13 protein-coding genes are annotated in these 14,776 nt (G+C 41.4%); 8 read left to right on the top strand and 5 right to left on the bottom strand.

All coding sequences use genetic code 11. The features are described 5' to 3' along the window. Positions 1–56: 56 nt before the first annotated feature. Positions 57–605 carry an AAA family ATPase gene (locus tag MMO38_RS00810; protein WP_241322113.1) on the bottom strand — a complete coding sequence of 183 codons (549 nt, stop codon included), beginning with the start codon at positions 603–605 and terminating at the stop codon, positions 57–59. A gap of 173 nt (positions 606–778) precedes the next feature. Here MMO38_RS00810 and MMO38_RS00805 point away from each other — a divergent pair, with 173 nt between their 5' ends. From MMO38_RS00805 to MMO38_RS00785, 5 genes are all read left to right on the top strand, one after another. Then, entirely contained in the window at positions 779–1,984 is a 1,206-nt protein-coding gene (locus MMO38_RS00805) for an acetyl-CoA C-acetyltransferase (protein ID WP_241322112.1), read from the top strand. A gap of 343 nt (positions 1,985–2,327) precedes the next feature. Beyond that, positions 2,328–4,463, top strand: a complete 2,136-nt coding sequence (locus MMO38_RS00800) for a 3-hydroxyacyl-CoA dehydrogenase NAD-binding domain-containing protein (RefSeq protein ID WP_241322110.1) — start codon at positions 2,328–2,330, stop codon at positions 4,461–4,463. 164 nt (positions 4,464–4,627) lie between these two features. After that, positions 4,628–4,888, top strand: coding sequence for a hypothetical protein (locus tag MMO38_RS00795; protein WP_004669488.1), 261 nt, complete (start codon positions 4,628–4,630; stop codon positions 4,886–4,888). 66 nt (positions 4,889–4,954) lie between these two features. After that, the gene (locus MMO38_RS00790; RefSeq protein WP_241322108.1) at positions 4,955–5,809 is read left to right on the top strand and encodes a patatin family protein; all 855 of its coding nucleotides are present in this window, start codon (positions 4,955–4,957) and stop codon (positions 5,807–5,809) included. 225 nt (positions 5,810–6,034) lie between these two features. Continuing rightward, positions 6,035–6,265: a hypothetical protein gene (locus tag MMO38_RS00785; protein WP_005195365.1), complete on the top strand. Its 231-nt coding sequence runs from the start codon at positions 6,035–6,037 to the stop codon at positions 6,263–6,265. Between the two features lie 60 nt (positions 6,266–6,325). Here the strand turns inward: MMO38_RS00785 and MMO38_RS00780 are convergent, their stop codons facing one another. Together MMO38_RS00780 and MMO38_RS00775 are read right to left on the bottom strand one after the other, a co-directional pair. Next, entirely contained in the window at positions 6,326–6,754 is a 429-nt protein-coding gene (locus MMO38_RS00780) for a GNAT family N-acetyltransferase (protein ID WP_241322269.1), read from the bottom strand. Positions 6,755–6,771: 17 nt separating this feature from the next. Beyond that, the gene (locus tag MMO38_RS00775; RefSeq protein WP_241322107.1) at positions 6,772–8,043 is read right to left on the bottom strand and encodes an SAM-dependent methyltransferase; all 1,272 of its coding nucleotides are present in this window, start codon (positions 8,041–8,043) and stop codon (positions 6,772–6,774) included. A gap of 100 nt (positions 8,044–8,143) precedes the next feature. On the opposite strand from MMO38_RS00775, the gene MMO38_RS00770 reads away from it, so the two are divergent. The 3 genes from MMO38_RS00770 to lpxO all read left to right on the top strand — a co-directional run bounded on the left by MMO38_RS00770 (position 8,144) and on the right by lpxO (position 11,310). Then, entirely contained in the window at positions 8,144–8,785 is a 642-nt protein-coding gene (locus MMO38_RS00770; protein WP_241322105.1) for a hemolysin III family protein, read from the top strand. Between the two features lie 120 nt (positions 8,786–8,905). Then, complete coding sequence (locus MMO38_RS00765) at positions 8,906–10,216, top strand: MFS transporter (protein WP_004669500.1); 1,311 nt, start codon at positions 8,906–8,908, stop codon at positions 10,214–10,216. A gap of 188 nt (positions 10,217–10,404) precedes the next feature. Beyond that, positions 10,405–11,310, top strand: a complete 906-nt coding sequence (gene lpxO / locus MMO38_RS00760; RefSeq protein WP_034594925.1) for a lipid A hydroxylase LpxO — start codon at positions 10,405–10,407, stop codon at positions 11,308–11,310. Positions 11,311–11,372: 62 nt separating this feature from the next. Here the strand turns inward: lpxO and MMO38_RS00755 are convergent, their stop codons facing one another. Both MMO38_RS00755 and secA read right to left on the bottom strand, forming a co-directional pair. Next, positions 11,373–11,801, bottom strand: a complete 429-nt coding sequence (locus MMO38_RS00755; RefSeq protein ID WP_241322101.1) for a hypothetical protein — start codon at positions 11,799–11,801, stop codon at positions 11,373–11,375. A 145-nt stretch (positions 11,802–11,946) separates the two neighbouring features. After that, positions 11,947–14,676 carry a preprotein translocase subunit SecA gene (gene secA / locus MMO38_RS00750; protein WP_121928709.1) on the bottom strand — a complete coding sequence of 910 codons (2,730 nt, stop codon included), beginning with the start codon at positions 14,674–14,676 and terminating at the stop codon, positions 11,947–11,949. Positions 14,677–14,776: the final 100 nt, after the last annotated feature.

Below are 14,776 nucleotides of genomic sequence, written 5' to 3'. Positions count from 1 at the left end.
GCTATTTATTCTTCTGCGATTAACCACTGCTCTATCCTTTTTGGATAAATAAGATGTCATTCCGACATATCCATAATCTGCTGTAAAAATACTGCCGCCTGCTTAGGTGAAGTTAAACGAATAAATCGAATATGCTGATATTTGGGATTTTGCATCATTTCTAAATATTTCTTTCGATTTTTGGCATGATGATTCATCATCCATAAGATGATGGAATCTTTAGATAGAAAACTTTTCCTAAAACTTTCTCGATTGTTAGAATTAGCCCATAATCTTTTTTGCGTAGCAGCTCGGATGATTGCTCGTTTTAATGAACGATAAAGATTTAAAGAAAATGAATAATCCAACCAAATAATCGTATCAATATACTTTAATTTTATATTTTGAGTCCGTGAATAGTTACCATCCAAAACCCATCCATCTTTTGCTTGGTCCATTTGCTTTTGCAATTTAGAAAAAAATTCATCATCTGATGTTTCTTGCCAATCATCCAACCAAAATAAGTCATCCATTTCGATAAGCATGAATCCTCGTTTTTGTGCTAACTGACGGGAAAACGTTGTTTTGCCAGAAGCAGTTGTTCCTACAACATTAATGAATTTCATCAAGATAATTGGGTTGAATTATGGCTGTCTATTTTACTAAACAATTCACTTATTAGACAATCCAGTAAATTGGCGAAAAACATCAGATTTGCCAATGTTTATCATCATTGCACTGACATTTAAATTGAGTACACTCAATACACAACAATTTTAAGGTGACACAAGGAAAAGCTATGAGCGAGGCCTATATTATTGATGCCATTCGCACACCACGCGGAAAAGGAAAAAAAGACGGCTCACTGCATGAAGTCAAACCTATTACTTTACTCACAACATTACTGAATGAATTACAACAACGCCATCAACTCGATACCTCAAAAGTCGATGATATCGTTTTAGGTTGTGTAACTCCTGTTGCTGACCAAGGCGGTGATATTGCCAAAACCGCAGCGATTGCAGCGGGTTGGAATGATGATGTTGCAGGTGTCCAAATCAACCGTTTCTGTGCATCTGGTTTAGAAGCCGTAAATATGGCAGCACAAAAAGTACGTTCAGGTTGGGAAGATATCGTGGTTGCTGGTGGCGTTGAGTCAATGTCACGTATTCCAATGGGTTCAGATGGTGGTCCATGGGCGCTTGATCCTGAAACCAACTTAAAATCATCTTTTGTTCCTCAAGGTGTTGGCGCTGATTTGATTGCAACGCTTGATGGTTATAGCCGCGAAGATGTCGATGCTTTTGCTGTGGCTTCACAACAAAAAGCAGCAGCGGCACAAGCAAATGGCTATTTCGATAAATCAGTCATCCCTGTTAAAGATCATTCAGGCGTAATGATTTTAGACAAAGACGAGTTCATTCGAGGCAACACCACCGTTGAAGGTTTGGCAAAACTGAATGCCAGCTTTGAAATGATGGGACAAATGGGTTTTGATGCCGTTGCACTACAGAAATATCCTGAAGCGCAAAAAATTAACCATGTGCATCACGCAGGTAACTCATCAGGTATCGTGGATGGTGCAGCAGTTGTATTGCTTGCTTCTGAAAAAGCAGTCAAAGAACAAGGCTTAAAACCTCGTGCCAAAGTACTTGCAACCGCATTGGTGGGTACAGATCCAACCATTATGCTGACTGGTCCTGCACCTGCTGCACGTAAAGCATTAGCCAAAGCTGGCTTAACCATTGATGACATTGACCTGTTTGAAGTGAATGAAGCTTTTGCCGCAGTGGTTATGCGTTTTATCACTGAACTTAAAGTTCCTGCTGAGAAAGTCAACGTTAATGGTGGTGCAATCGCAATGGGCCATCCATTGGGTGCAACTGGTGCAATGATCTTAGGCACTTTACTTGATGAATTAGAGCGTCAAGGCAAAAAACGTGGTCTGGCAACTTTATGTGTTGGTGGTGGTATGGGCATCGCTACCATTATTGAGTTGGTGTAAATCACTCAAAACCTCCCTGAAATATGAGACTCGGAAACGTCATTCGCAACCTGAGCAAGCCAAAGCGGCTAAAGCTTTGGCTCAGCGCAAGACAAACAAAGTGCGTAGTTTATGCTCAAGCATAGCTTTCGCCTTGCGGTACGGCAAAGATTATTAATCTTTGCTATTCGTACCTCAGGTTTTGCGAATGACAATGGTTTTGCCTACTTTTGACGAAACAAAAGTAGGTCGAACCGAAGGTTTATCCTAAAATTAGATAAGAGCTTAACAAGACGCTGCGATGCTTATATTTACTTATGCAGGTCACTTACGATTAAGCTCATAAAATATTGGACGATGATGTATGAGCGCTATTAAATACGAAAAAAACGCTGACAATATTGTAATTCTTACCCTTGATTCATCTGGTCAATCTGCCAATACCATGAATGCAGAGTTCCGTGATTCATTGAATGAAGTGAGTCAAAAACTCAAAGCTGAAACTGATCTCAAAGGTGTTATTTTCCGTTCAGCCAAGAAAACCTTCTTTGCTGGCGGCGATCTTGATGAACTGATTCAGGTTCAACCTGAACATGCCACTGAATTTTTCAACATGATTGAAAAGCTCAAAGGCGACTTGCGCAGCATTGAAACGTTAGGTGTGCCTGTCGTTGCTGCTTTAAACGGCACGGCACTTGGCGGTGGTTGGGAAATCGCTTTAGGCTGTCACTATCGTATTGCTATCAATGACCCGAAAAGCAAGTTTGGTTTACCTGAAGTGACTTTAGGCTTACTTCCGGGCGGTGGTGGTATTGTCCGTATGGTACGCCTACTCGGCTTACAAAATGCCTTTCCATTCCTTATGGAAGGAAAACAATTTGGTGTAGATAAAGCAAAATCTCTCGGTTTAATACATGACACGGCTGAGAATGAACAAGAGCTGTTAGATAAAGCTATTGCTTGGGTTAAAGCCAATCCAAAGTATCAACAACCCTTTGATGTCAAAGGCTACAAAATCCCGGGTGGTGATCCAAAAACCCCAGCAGTCGCTCAAGTGCTTGCGATTGCACCAGCCATGCTGCGTGATAAAACCAAAGGCTGCTACCCTGCACCTGAAGCCATCATGGCAGCGGCAGTTGAAGGTGCACAAGTTGATGTGGATACCGCTTTACGCATCGAATCTCGCTACTTTGCCCAATTAACAATTGGTAATGTCGCCAAGAATATGATTGGTACTTTTTGGCATGGTCTGAATGCGATCAAGTCAGGCGCAAGTCGTCCTGCCGATGTCGCAAAATGGCAAGCGAGCAAAGTCGGTGTACTTGGTGCAGGTATGATGGGTGCAGGTATTGCCTATTCAACCGCGATCAAAGGCACACCTGTAGTACTCAGAGACGTATCTGTCGAAAATGCAGAAAAAGGCAAAGCTTATTCGCAGAAACTATTGGATAAACGCGTTTCACAAGGTCGTATGACTGCGGAAAAACGTGATCAGGTTTTAGCATTGATTACCGCCACAGCAGATGCAGCAGACCTACAAGGCTGTGATTTGATTATTGAAGCAGTGTTTGAGAATCAAGCACTCAAAGCCAAAGTCACCCAAGAAGCTGAACAGTATTTAGCAGAAGGTGGTATTTTTGCATCAAATACCTCGACATTACCTATCACGGGTTTAGCGCAAGCTAGCAAAGATGACAAAGCATTTATTGGCTTACACTTCTTTAGCCCAGTCGACAAAATGCAATTGGTTGAAATTATCAAAGGCAAAAACACATCTGCTGAGACTTTAGCGAAAGCCTATGACTTCGTTCAACAAATTGGCAAAATCCCAATTGTAGTGAATGATAGTCGTGGCTTCTTTACCAGTCGTGTGTTTGGTACGTTTATTCAAGAAGGTATGCGCTTACTGGCTGAAGGTGTACACCCTGCCAAAATTGAAATGGCGGCACTGAAAGCAGGTATGCCCGTTGGTCCGCTCGCCATTCAGGATGAAGTGTCACTCACCTTGACTGAACACATTACCAATGAAACTCGTAAAGCACTACAAGCCGAAGGCAAAGACCTACCAAAAACACCTGTGGATGATGTGGTACACAGCATGGTTCACGAGTTAGACCGTAAAGGTAAAGCTGCGGGTGCAGGTTTCTATGAATATCCTGAAAGTGGTAAAAAGCATCTATGGGATGGCCTCAGCCGTTGGAGCAAAGACAATGACATTTCTGAACAAGAAATGATTGATCGCTTCTTGTTTGTTCAAGCACTTGATACTTTGCGTTGTTATGAAGAAGGCGTTTTGGAATCTGTGATTGATGCCAATGTCGGCTCGATTTTTGGAATTGGTTTTGCACCGTGGACTGGCGGTGCGATTCAGTTCTTAAATCAGAATGGTATTGAAAAATCATTGCAACGTGCTGAACAATTGGCTGCTCAATATGGTGAACGTTTCAATCCACCACAATTGTTGAAAGACAAAGCACAAAAGAAAGAAATCATCCAATAATTGATTTCTTTATAATAAGTTAAAGCCCATATCGATCGTCATGATCGATATGGGCTTTTTACTATTCGACAAAATCACTGCAAAACTTCTGCCTAATACATCACAAAATATGCTATAAATTCTCCTAATTCTGCCTTATTTTTTGTCCTTTGGAAATTTGTCTTATGTCTGAGAAATTGTGCCCAGAAACTTCACCTTGGGGGTGGAAAGCGCTGATTATCACGATCATTCTAAGCTTTGTTTTTATGGTTATTTTTTACTTAGCGATTACCAACGAACCTGACTATATGCCAAGTCACAAACAAACCAGTAGCCAACAACATGCATTGAAAACAGCACCTGCAATGTCTCCAGAAGCATTAGAAGCGGCTAAAAAAAATGCGGCAGCAACAGTTGCCCCTGAATCAGAGCATCATCAGCACTAAAGTGCTATTGTCGAACATGATAAATCCGTGTTAAACAGGGATTTATCATGTTATTCGAGATTTTCAATGCTTCAACAAAATCGTCAGGCACTCGTCGTTGAAGGTGGTGGAATGCGTGGTGCATTTACCAGCGGTGTCTTAGATGCATTTTTACAGCAACAATTTAATCCTTTCGATCTGTGTATTGGCGTTTCCTCAGGCTCAACCAATGTTGCAAATTATCTTGCAGCCCAACACGGTCGCACATTAGAAATTTGTTTAGATCACTCCCTTCGTTCTGAATTTATCCATTACGGTCGCTTTTTCAAAGGCGGTGACTTACTCGATTTAAAATGGATGTGGGATGTAGTAGAAAAAGAGCATCCACTAAATCAAAGCCATCTATTTTCCAATCATCCAGAATTTTATATGGTGCTGACCCATGCCATTTCAGGTGAAGCAACCTATATCAGAGCTTCTAGAGACAATATTCTTGATGGGTTAAGAGCATCCAGTTCTATTCCTGTGCTGACACGTCAGGCCGTTGAGGTCTTTGGTGAACCTTACTTTGACGGTGGGGTGGCAGATGCATTGCCTGTGCATTGGGCAGCCAAACAAGATCATGTTTCCAAACTGATGGTATTGCGAACGCGTCCTAAGAATTACTATAAAGCCAGTAGCAAAGGCGATCAGTTTTTGGCGAAATATTTATTTAAACAACAACGTGGTTTTGCTCAAAGTCTACTAGCAAGAACCCAACGTTATAATGATGCGGTCAATTTCGTACGCTCGTCATCGGAACAAAAAATCCTAGAAGTCTGCCCACCTGATTTAAAAAACATGGCAAGTCGACTTTCCAAAAATAAAGCGAAGATTCGCTATAGTTATGACGTCGGCGTCGAAACAGGTCTAAAAGCCATTGAAGACTGGCATTCTCTTTAGACCCGATAATCTTCCGAATTTTTAAGCTAAACAAAAGAAACGATTAGATCGCTTCCAACATTAATCACACCCTCTTTGTGTTTCTTCTATCGGGAGGAGCACAAGGAATCGTGTAAGAAGTCTATTTAAGGTATTGCACAACAAAGCATAAACCTCTACAAGTCTCCCCCTTGTCAACGGATATAAAAAAGGCGCAAAATCACATTTTTATATTTGGAATCTCTTATGAGCAATCAACCATCCCCACAAAAAGATTCAAATGAAACGGTATTGGGATGGAAGTTTGTCATCATTGTTGGGATATTAAGCACGATCTTTTTAAGCTTTTTCTATTTGGCGATGACCCAAGAGCCTGACTATATGCCCGGCGCTCAACGTAAAATTCAACAAGAAAAAGAGCTGAACCATAGCCATTCCGCAGCCTCAGAAGTTGCGGAACAACATCAACATCCTTAATACCCATTCAAAGCTAAACCAAGCAATCAAATAAGTGATGAGTTCACCTGCTGACTCGACTTATTTGATGATTGGCATCATCATTTCAATATGCGGAATACCACACTCATCATATTCATCACCTTGCACCGTAAATCCAAGCTTTTCATAAAATGAAGTCGCATGCGTTTGTGCAGAAAGATGTAACAATGGTCGATTTTGGGATTTGGCATAAGCAATCATGTCAAGCATGATCAATCGCCCGATGCCCTGCCCTCGATATTCTGGTAGTACCGCAACACGTCCTAGATGATGATCTGGCAATAACCGAGCCGTCGCAATCGCTCGATCTTGGTCATAAACCACAAAATGTTGTGACACTGGATCTTGATCATCCCATTCATCTTGTTCAGGAATATTCTGTTCCTGAATAAAGACCAATTCTCGAATGAATTTAGCGTCTTGCTGTAGCTGCAATTGACTCCATTGCCCATTTTCAACTTTAAACATATCTTTCTCAGTTTGAATTAACATTTACAACCCAAGTTCTCGATTGGCATTTGATCTTGCAACAACAACTCCAAACTTTGTTTTTCAATGCCATACATGGTTTTCAAGGCTTGAATTTGTTGCATGATCTTAGGGTCGGGTTGTTGAACATTTTTACGCTTGGTCGCCAAGATCATCTTGTTTTTACTGGTATGTTCCAAAGACACGAACTCAAAAACTTTGGTTTCATAGCCATACGCCTTAAGCAACAAAGCACGTAAAGTATCTGTAAGCATTTCTGCCTGTTGCCCTGCATGAATCCCAAATTGCAACATCGGTTGCAACACTTCTGGACTCTTGAGTTGTGGTCTTAATTCTTTATGACAGCACGGTGCACACATGATCATCGAAGCATTGAGACGGATCCCTGTATGAATCGCAAAATCCGTTGCCACATCACAGGCATGTAGTGCGATCATCACATCTAAGTCACTCGAACGAGGTTCTCGCCTTGCGCTCGGATGAAGCGATGCTTCATTTAATCCTCGCTCATCAGGTTGATAACTACGTACGTCTCCCTCAAAGAAATCGAGGTGATTAAATCCTACCTCATCAGCCACTTTCTGACAAAACTCAACCAAGTTTGAGCGGAGTTCAACCCCAGTAATCAGTGGTGTCTTGCCTTGTGCTTGTAAATAATCATATAAGGCAAACGTTAAATAGCCTTTACCTGAACCAAAATCAACGATCTTCAATGCTTGTTGTGAGGCATCAATTTGCTCATAGGCATTGGAAAAGATCTCGATAAACTTATTAATCTGTTTCCATTTACGCGCCATGCTTGGAATAATTTGGCCATTGGCATCGGTAATACCTAAATGCGTTAAGAACGGACTTTGCTGTTGAATATAACGTTGCTTTTCACGATTGTGCTGTTGTTCAACGATGCCTGTTGCCTGTTTTTTCTGTGCATTTAACATGGCTTTCTTTTTATTTTTCTTGAGTTGAATCTCTTGTGTTGCGCTAAATAAATTCGCCTGCTTAGACTGAGCTAATAATGCTGCAATTCTCTCTACACCCTCGTCCATAGTATAGTTCTTGGTGATGTCTTGCGTCTTATGGTGATATAAACAGGACAAAACCGCCTGCCCTTGCAGCTCAATAATCCGAAACGTCATTTTCTCTAAATCAGCCAACTCACCTTTATATTGACTGAGAATCAGGCGATCAAAACTTCTATTTTCAATAGCTTGCTGTACTTCTAGAAAAAACTGCTGTTCTTGTTCAAAAGAAAAAATCGGCGCAAACATAATGAAAACCTAACAAATAGAAACTAAATTTTAAAGCGTCTTACTTTAAAAGGGAAATTGCATTACGATACAGTCGTATTTTTATGCAAAGCATATTGCCATGAACATGAACTCACTGTTGGATTATGATCCAAAAGAAGAACGACTAAACGCTTATAGTCATGCTATTGGCGCAATATTCGCTTTAATTGCCTCAATTTTTCTCATTATCAAAGGTTACTATCTCCCTTTAGCTCAATGGATGAGTTTATGGATCTATGGTTTTAGTCTAGTGCTATTACTCCTTAGCTCAACGCTCTACCACTTCGCCCAAGATGAAAACAAACGATATTGGTATAAAAAACTAGATCATACCGCAATTTATTATCTCATCGCAGGGACATATACCCCCTTTTTAAGTATCGCGATTCCAACGGCAAAAGCACATTACCTACTTATTGCACTTTGGGTCATCGCAATGATCGGAACACTGTTTAAATTAGTGTTGATTCACCGTTTCCAAAAGCTTTCACTGGCAGCGTATTTGGTCATGGGCTGGCTCGCTGTTCTACTGATGGATGATATGCAACTCTATCTCTCTCGAGAGGCGCTAGAGCTATTAATCGCAGGTGGACTGGCTTATACCGTCGGTACATTGTTTTATGCCTTAAAAAAGGTAAGATATAGCCACGCAATTTGGCATGTTTTTGTGCTGCTAGGAGCAGGGTTACATTTTTTAGCGATCTACTGTTATGTCCTATGATGAGCACCAATAAATACGCGCTCCATAACATCAGGTTTCCTGAGTAAACTCCGCATTAAAAAAGGAATATCCAAACAATACATCTATCTATGTCTTGGATAATGAGAATTAAGGTCTTGTATGTCGTCAAACGCTACGGCTGCCACCCCTGAAGTGGCAAGTAATTCAAAAGTACGGGTATTATTTGCCAGTCTGGTTGGTACTACGATTGAGTTTTTTGACTTTTATATCTACGCCACAGCCGCAGTACTGGTTTTCCCCCATCTCTTTTTCCCTGAAAGTAGCGATGGCGCAGCCGTATTACAATCCCTTGCAACTTTCGCACTTGCCTTTATTGCCCGACCAATTGGTGCTGCAGTTTTTGGACATTTAGGTGATCGAATCGGACGTAAGGCAACCTTGGTTGCTGCCTTGCTCACCATGGGGATTTCAACCGTCTGCATCGGCTTACTGCCAACCTATGTACAAATTGGTATTGCAGCACCTCTACTGCTCGCCTTATGTCGTTTAGGACAAGGTTTAGGCTTAGGTGGTGAGTGGAGTGGTGCGGTTTTACTCGCCACTGAAAATGCGCCTGAAGGAAAACGCGCTTGGTATGGAATGTTCCCTCAATTGGGTGCACCGATCGGCTTTATCCTTGCAACAGGTTCATTTCTATTACTGAATGCATTTATGTCGGAACAAGCCTTTATGCAATGGGGCTGGCGTATTCCGTTCATCGCCAGTGCAGTACTGGTGTTAGTCGGTTTATATATTCGTTTAAAACTGCATGAAACGCCTGCTTTCCAAAAGGTCTTAGATAAGCAAAAAGAAGTGAATGTACCCTTCAAAGAAGTCATGACCAAACACTTCAAAATGTTGGTACTCGGCACAGTTGCTGCGATTTGTACTTTTGTGGTGTTCTACCTGACAACGGTATTTGCGCTGAACTGGGGAACCACCAAACTCGGTTATGCACGTGGAGATTTTCTTCAGCTACAACTGGTTGCCACCTTATGTTTTGCTGCATTTATTCCGATAGCAGCCATTCTCGCAGAGAAATTTGGTCGTAGAAAAACCTCCATCGCAGTCTGCATACTTTCTGCTTTATTTGGATTGTGTTTTGCGCCCCTACTCGATTCAGGTAATCCAATACTGGTATTTTTATTCTTATGTATTGGTCTTTCGATCATGGGACTCACCTACGGTCCAATCGGTACAATTTTGTCTGAACTTTTCCCAACTTCAGTCCGCTACACTGGCTCAGCGTTGACCTTTAACTTGGCTGGCATTTTTGGTGCTTCATTTGCACCTTATATTGCAACCAAACTGGCTGAAAGTTATGGACTTGGTGCGGTGGGTTTGTATCTCAGCTTGGCTTCAATTTTATCGTTGATCGCATTTTTAATGATGCGTGAGACTAAACATGACGATGTAAATAACCAAGTTTAATCACGTCTTTCGTCGAAAATACACCTCCCTTACACAAGGGAGGTTTAAATAAATATACAAAAAATCAACGAATTGGCATCCATTCATCGCATGGCGCGGCAATCAATAAAATTGATTTTATCGCAACATTCTACACAATATTTTTTATGCTAAAATGGCCGCCTCCCATTTTCTAGATGATTGCACTTATGTACGCAGTGATTATCGTTGCCGTATTTTTAGTCAGTTTTTTATATACATATTATCGTGGCAAAGAGCGATTAAAAGCATCTCGACAATTATTCGATCATTCGACCTTCTTAGCGCCTATCAATATGTTTATGACTGGTTTCTCGAAGTTACCGAACCAGCCATTTTTTGATGTGGCGCAATTCCCTGAACTCAAACCACTACAAGATAATTGGCAAGTGATTCGGGAAGAAGCGATTCAACTACAAAATCAAATCAAAGCCGCTGAAAAAAATAATGATGCAGGTTTCAACACGTTCTTTAAACGTGGTTGGAAGCGTTTTTATTTGAAATGGTATCGGGATAGCCACCCTTCCGCACAACAACTTTGCCCAAAAACTGTGGCATTACTAGAAAGTATCCCATCAGTCAAAGCCGCTATGTTTACTGAACTTCCATCTGGAAGCTATTTGGGTAAACACCGTGATCCTTATGCAGGTTCAGTTCGTTATCACTTGGGTTTAGTGACGCCCAATAGCGATGATTGCTTTATCGAAGTCGATCAGGAGCGCTATAGCTGGAGAGATGGTGAAGCCACTGTATTTGATGAAACCTATGTGCATTGGGCACATAATAAAACCGATCAAACTCGGATCATCTTATTCTGTGATATTGAACGTCCAATGAAATGGGGCTGGGCGCAAAGATTTAATCACTGGTTTGGTCGCAATATTATGTCGGCAGCAAGCTCACCAAATGATGATCAAGATAAGACTGGTTTTATTAACCGTATTTTCAAATATGGTTATGCCGTTCACCACTATGGTCGTGGCTTAAAACAACGCAATCGCCCACTGTACTATGCTTTAAAATGGTTAATGTTTGCGATCATTATTGGTTTGATTTTATTACCAAGCCTCTTATAAAGGCTTGTATTAAAATAAAAAAGAGATGCCTTAGCATCTCTTTTTTATTGAAAAATGATCAATTAATTTGTTTTCGCTGTTTGAGTGCTTGCTGTCTGTGGTGCTTGTGCACTCGCAGTTTGTGCAGCTGCTGCATTCGCAGCTTGTACCGCTGCTTCACCAATTAAAGCAATCTTGGCTTTTTCTTGGCTCTTTTCAGAGAGTGCAGGGTTTGATGCCACGATACGATTGATATTGGCAGAGTTTGCTGGTGCAATCGCAGCGGTTTGCAACACGATTGGACGGTTACCTGTATCGCCTAAAGTATAGCGAATGCCCGTACGTGGACTGATCACCGTTGTGACATCATGCTTAACCTGTGCTTGAGCAGAAGTCTCTCCTTTTGCAGCCTGCACTTTATCCACTGTCGTAGTTTGTGGAACATCTGCCGCAAGCGCAAAACCTGATGTCGCCGCACTTGCTAAAATTAAAAGTTGTAATGCTTTTTTCATTGTCTTCCCGCTTCTAATATCAATTCAACGAAGAACTGTAAGTCTGCTAATAAAACTACAAAGCTTGATTCCACTCAAGTAGTTTATCGTAAAAAAAGCAGAGTCTATGCTCTGCTTTTCTATCATGACCAAATAAAACCTAAGCTTAGATTTTACCGTGACACTGCTTGTATTTTAAACCAGAACCACAAGGACAAGGTGCATTGCGACTCTCAGGCACTGGGAATACTGCATTTTGCTGTTCTGTTTCTTCAGAAGCAGTCACTTCACCCGTTAAACCATCGACCTCATCATGCTCAAAAGAAAGACGCATTGATTCAGCTTGACGCTGCTGCTGTGCTTCCATTTCTGCAAGTTCTTCAGCCGTCGGAACATGTACGCGAGATAGATCAGTCACTACATCAGATTTGATCACACCCAACATATTCACAAACAAATTAAAGGCTTCTTTTTTGTATTCTTGTTCAGGATTTTTCTGTGCATAACCACGTAGATGAATCCCTTGACGCAAGTAATCCATCGCAGCCAAATGCTCTTTCCAGTGACGATCAAGTGAATTCAACATAAAGTGACGCTCCAGCATAACTGCTGACTCTGCACCCATTTGCTCGCGACGCTGAAGATAGCGGTTCACAATTTCATCAGAAATACGCGCAACTAAACCTTCTTCATCTAAACGACGATCTTGGTCTAACCACTGTTGCACTGGCAATTCAACGCCCAAATCGGTACGTAAAGCAGTTTCTAAGCCTTCAACATCCCACTGATCATGTACCGATTCTGGTGGAATAAAGTTTGCAATCACACCCTTAATCACATCTCGGTGCATTTCTTCAATGTAGTCTTGTAAAGTGCTTTCAGTGAGGACTTCATCACGCTGAGCATAAATAATCTTACGTTGCTCATTATTAACATCGTCATACTTCAATAAGTTCTTACGAATATCAAAGTTACGTGCTTCAACTTTACGTTGTGCATTTTCGATCGAACGGCTGACCATTTTGTGTTCAATGGCTTCATTTTCTTGTAAGCCCATCGCGCGCATCATCGCAACCACACGATCACCCGCGAAGATACGCATCAAGTCATCTTCAAGCGATAAATAGAAGCGAGATACACCTGGGTCACCTTGACGACCAGCACGACCACGCAACTGGTTATCAATACGACGAGATTCATGACGCTCAGAACCAATGATATGCAAACCACCAGAACTTAGAACATCCTCATGGTCTTTTTCCCATTGCGCTTGTAAACGAGTTTCATCTTCCGCTGTTGGATTTTCAATTTTCGCCAGTTTTGCTTTCCAGTTACCACCTAGCAAAATATCTGTACCACGACCTGCCATGTTGGTGGCGATCGTGACTGCATTTGGGCTACCTGCTTGGGCAATAATATCGGCTTCACGCTCATGTTGTTTTGCATTCAAAACTTCATGCTGAATACCCGCCTGTAATAACTTAGAAGATAAGATTTCACTGGCTTCAATCGTTGCCGTACCGATCAGAATCGGTGCAACACCCTGCTGACGAATATTGGCAATTTCTTCAATAATGGCACTATATTTGCCATTACGATTTAAATAAATTAAGTCATTATGATCTTTACGCACCATCGGACGATGCGTTGGAATAATGATCACGTCCAAACCATAAATCTCTTTCATTTCTGCTGCTTCTGTATCAGCAGTACCGGTCATACCTGAAAGTTTTTTATAGAGACGGAAATAGTTCTGGAATGTCGTTGTAGCAAGCGTTTGATTCTCAGGTTGAATTTCCATACCTTCTTTGGCTTCAACCGCTTGATGCAGACCTTCTGACCAACGGCGACCAGGCATGGTACGACCTGTGCTTTCATCCACAATAATGACTTCTTCTTTTTGAGTCTGTGGATTTACACCGATGATATAGTGCACATTTTTTTGATACAGATAATGCGCACGAATCGCAGCCGTAACATGATGAACCAAGTTCAGATTGGTTGCTGAATATAAGCTCTCGCCTTCAGCCAATAAACCCATACGAATCAGTTCATCTTCTACTGTTTCATAACCGATTTCAGTCATTTCAACTGAACGTTGTTTTTCATCAACCCAAAAGTGTCCACCGTCAGCCACTTTTTCTTCTTTCTGTGGGCGTAATGTTGGTGGAATACTATTGATTAACTGGTAAAGATGCGATGAATCTTCACTTTGCCCAGAAATAATCAATGGTGTACGTGCTTCATCAATCAGGATGGAGTCAACTTCATCAATAATCGCATAACTTAAACCACGTTGTTTTTTCTCTTGTAGAGAAAACACCATGTTGTCACGCAAATAGTCAAAACCAAATTCGTTGTTGGTTCCGTAAGTAATGTCGGCGATATAGGCTTGTGCTTTTTCATCGGGCATTTGCATGGAATAAATCACGCCAATGCTTAAACCTAAAAACTCAAATAATGGGCGGTTAAGCTCAGCATCACGTTGCGCCAAGTAATCATTTACAGTGATCACATGCACGCCTTGTCCACTCAATGTATTGAGGTAACATGCTAAGGTACCCATGAGGGTTTTACCTTCACCAGTACGCATCTCAGCAATTTTACCTTCGTGCAAGGTAATACCACCAATCAACTGCACATCATAATGACGCATGCCCATGACACGCTTTGCAGCTTCACGGCAGACCGCAAATGCTTCAGGCAATAATTGATCTAAACTTTCACCGTCTTTATAACGTTGTTTGAATTCTTGAGTTTTTGCAGATAGGTCTGCATCGTTAAGAACAGATACCGTCGGTTCGAGCGCGTTAATTCGTTCGACGATTTTACGCATACGTTTGAGCTCACGCTCATTTTTAGTACCGAAGATACCTCCGATCAGACTTGCCAACATGAAGAACTCTCTAATCCTGTTTGTTTAAGTTTAAATAGGTAATTTTTTCTTAGCTGTTATTATGGAGTCAGAAATAAGAACTACAAGGGCTTTACATTCA

Origin of the sequence: Acinetobacter sp. NIPH 1852, assembly GCF_022549455.1 — a bacterium.
In the GTDB taxonomy this organism is placed as follows: Bacteria; Pseudomonadota; Gammaproteobacteria; order Pseudomonadales; family Moraxellaceae; genus Acinetobacter.
The sequence above is the reverse complement of the archived record's forward strand: the minus strand, read 5'-3'. Positions and strand labels throughout refer to the sequence as shown.

Bases quoted from the DNA above. Each gene is read 5' to 3' on its own strand.
- MMO38_RS00810 (WP_241322113.1), bottom strand. From the start codon at position 605: ATGAAATTCATTAATGTTGTAGGAACAACTGCTTCTGGCAAAACAACG.
- MMO38_RS00805 (WP_241322112.1), top strand. From the start codon at position 779: ATGAGCGAGGCCTATATTATTGATGCCATTCGCACACCACGCGGAAAA.
- MMO38_RS00800 (WP_241322110.1), top strand. From the start codon at position 2,328: ATGAGCGCTATTAAATACGAAAAAAACGCTGACAATATTGTAATTCTT.
- MMO38_RS00795 (WP_004669488.1), top strand. From the start codon at position 4,628: ATGTCTGAGAAATTGTGCCCAGAAACTTCACCTTGGGGGTGGAAAGCG.
- MMO38_RS00790 (WP_241322108.1), top strand. From the start codon at position 4,955: ATGCTTCAACAAAATCGTCAGGCACTCGTCGTTGAAGGTGGTGGAATG.
- MMO38_RS00785 (WP_005195365.1), top strand. From the start codon at position 6,035: ATGAGCAATCAACCATCCCCACAAAAAGATTCAAATGAAACGGTATTG.
- MMO38_RS00780 (WP_241322269.1), bottom strand. From the start codon at position 6,754: ATGTTTAAAGTTGAAAATGGGCAATGGAGTCAATTGCAGCTACAGCAA.
- MMO38_RS00775 (WP_241322107.1), bottom strand. From the start codon at position 8,043: ATGTTTGCGCCGATTTTTTCTTTTGAACAAGAACAGCAGTTTTTTCTA.
- MMO38_RS00770 (WP_241322105.1), top strand. From the start codon at position 8,144: ATGAACATGAACTCACTGTTGGATTATGATCCAAAAGAAGAACGACTA.
- MMO38_RS00765 (WP_004669500.1), top strand. From the start codon at position 8,906: ATGTCGTCAAACGCTACGGCTGCCACCCCTGAAGTGGCAAGTAATTCA.
- lpxO (WP_034594925.1), top strand. From the start codon at position 10,405: ATGTACGCAGTGATTATCGTTGCCGTATTTTTAGTCAGTTTTTTATAT.
- MMO38_RS00755 (WP_241322101.1), bottom strand. From the start codon at position 11,801: ATGAAAAAAGCATTACAACTTTTAATTTTAGCAAGTGCGGCGACATCA.
- secA (WP_121928709.1), bottom strand. From the start codon at position 14,676: ATGTTGGCAAGTCTGATCGGAGGTATCTTCGGTACTAAAAATGAGCGT.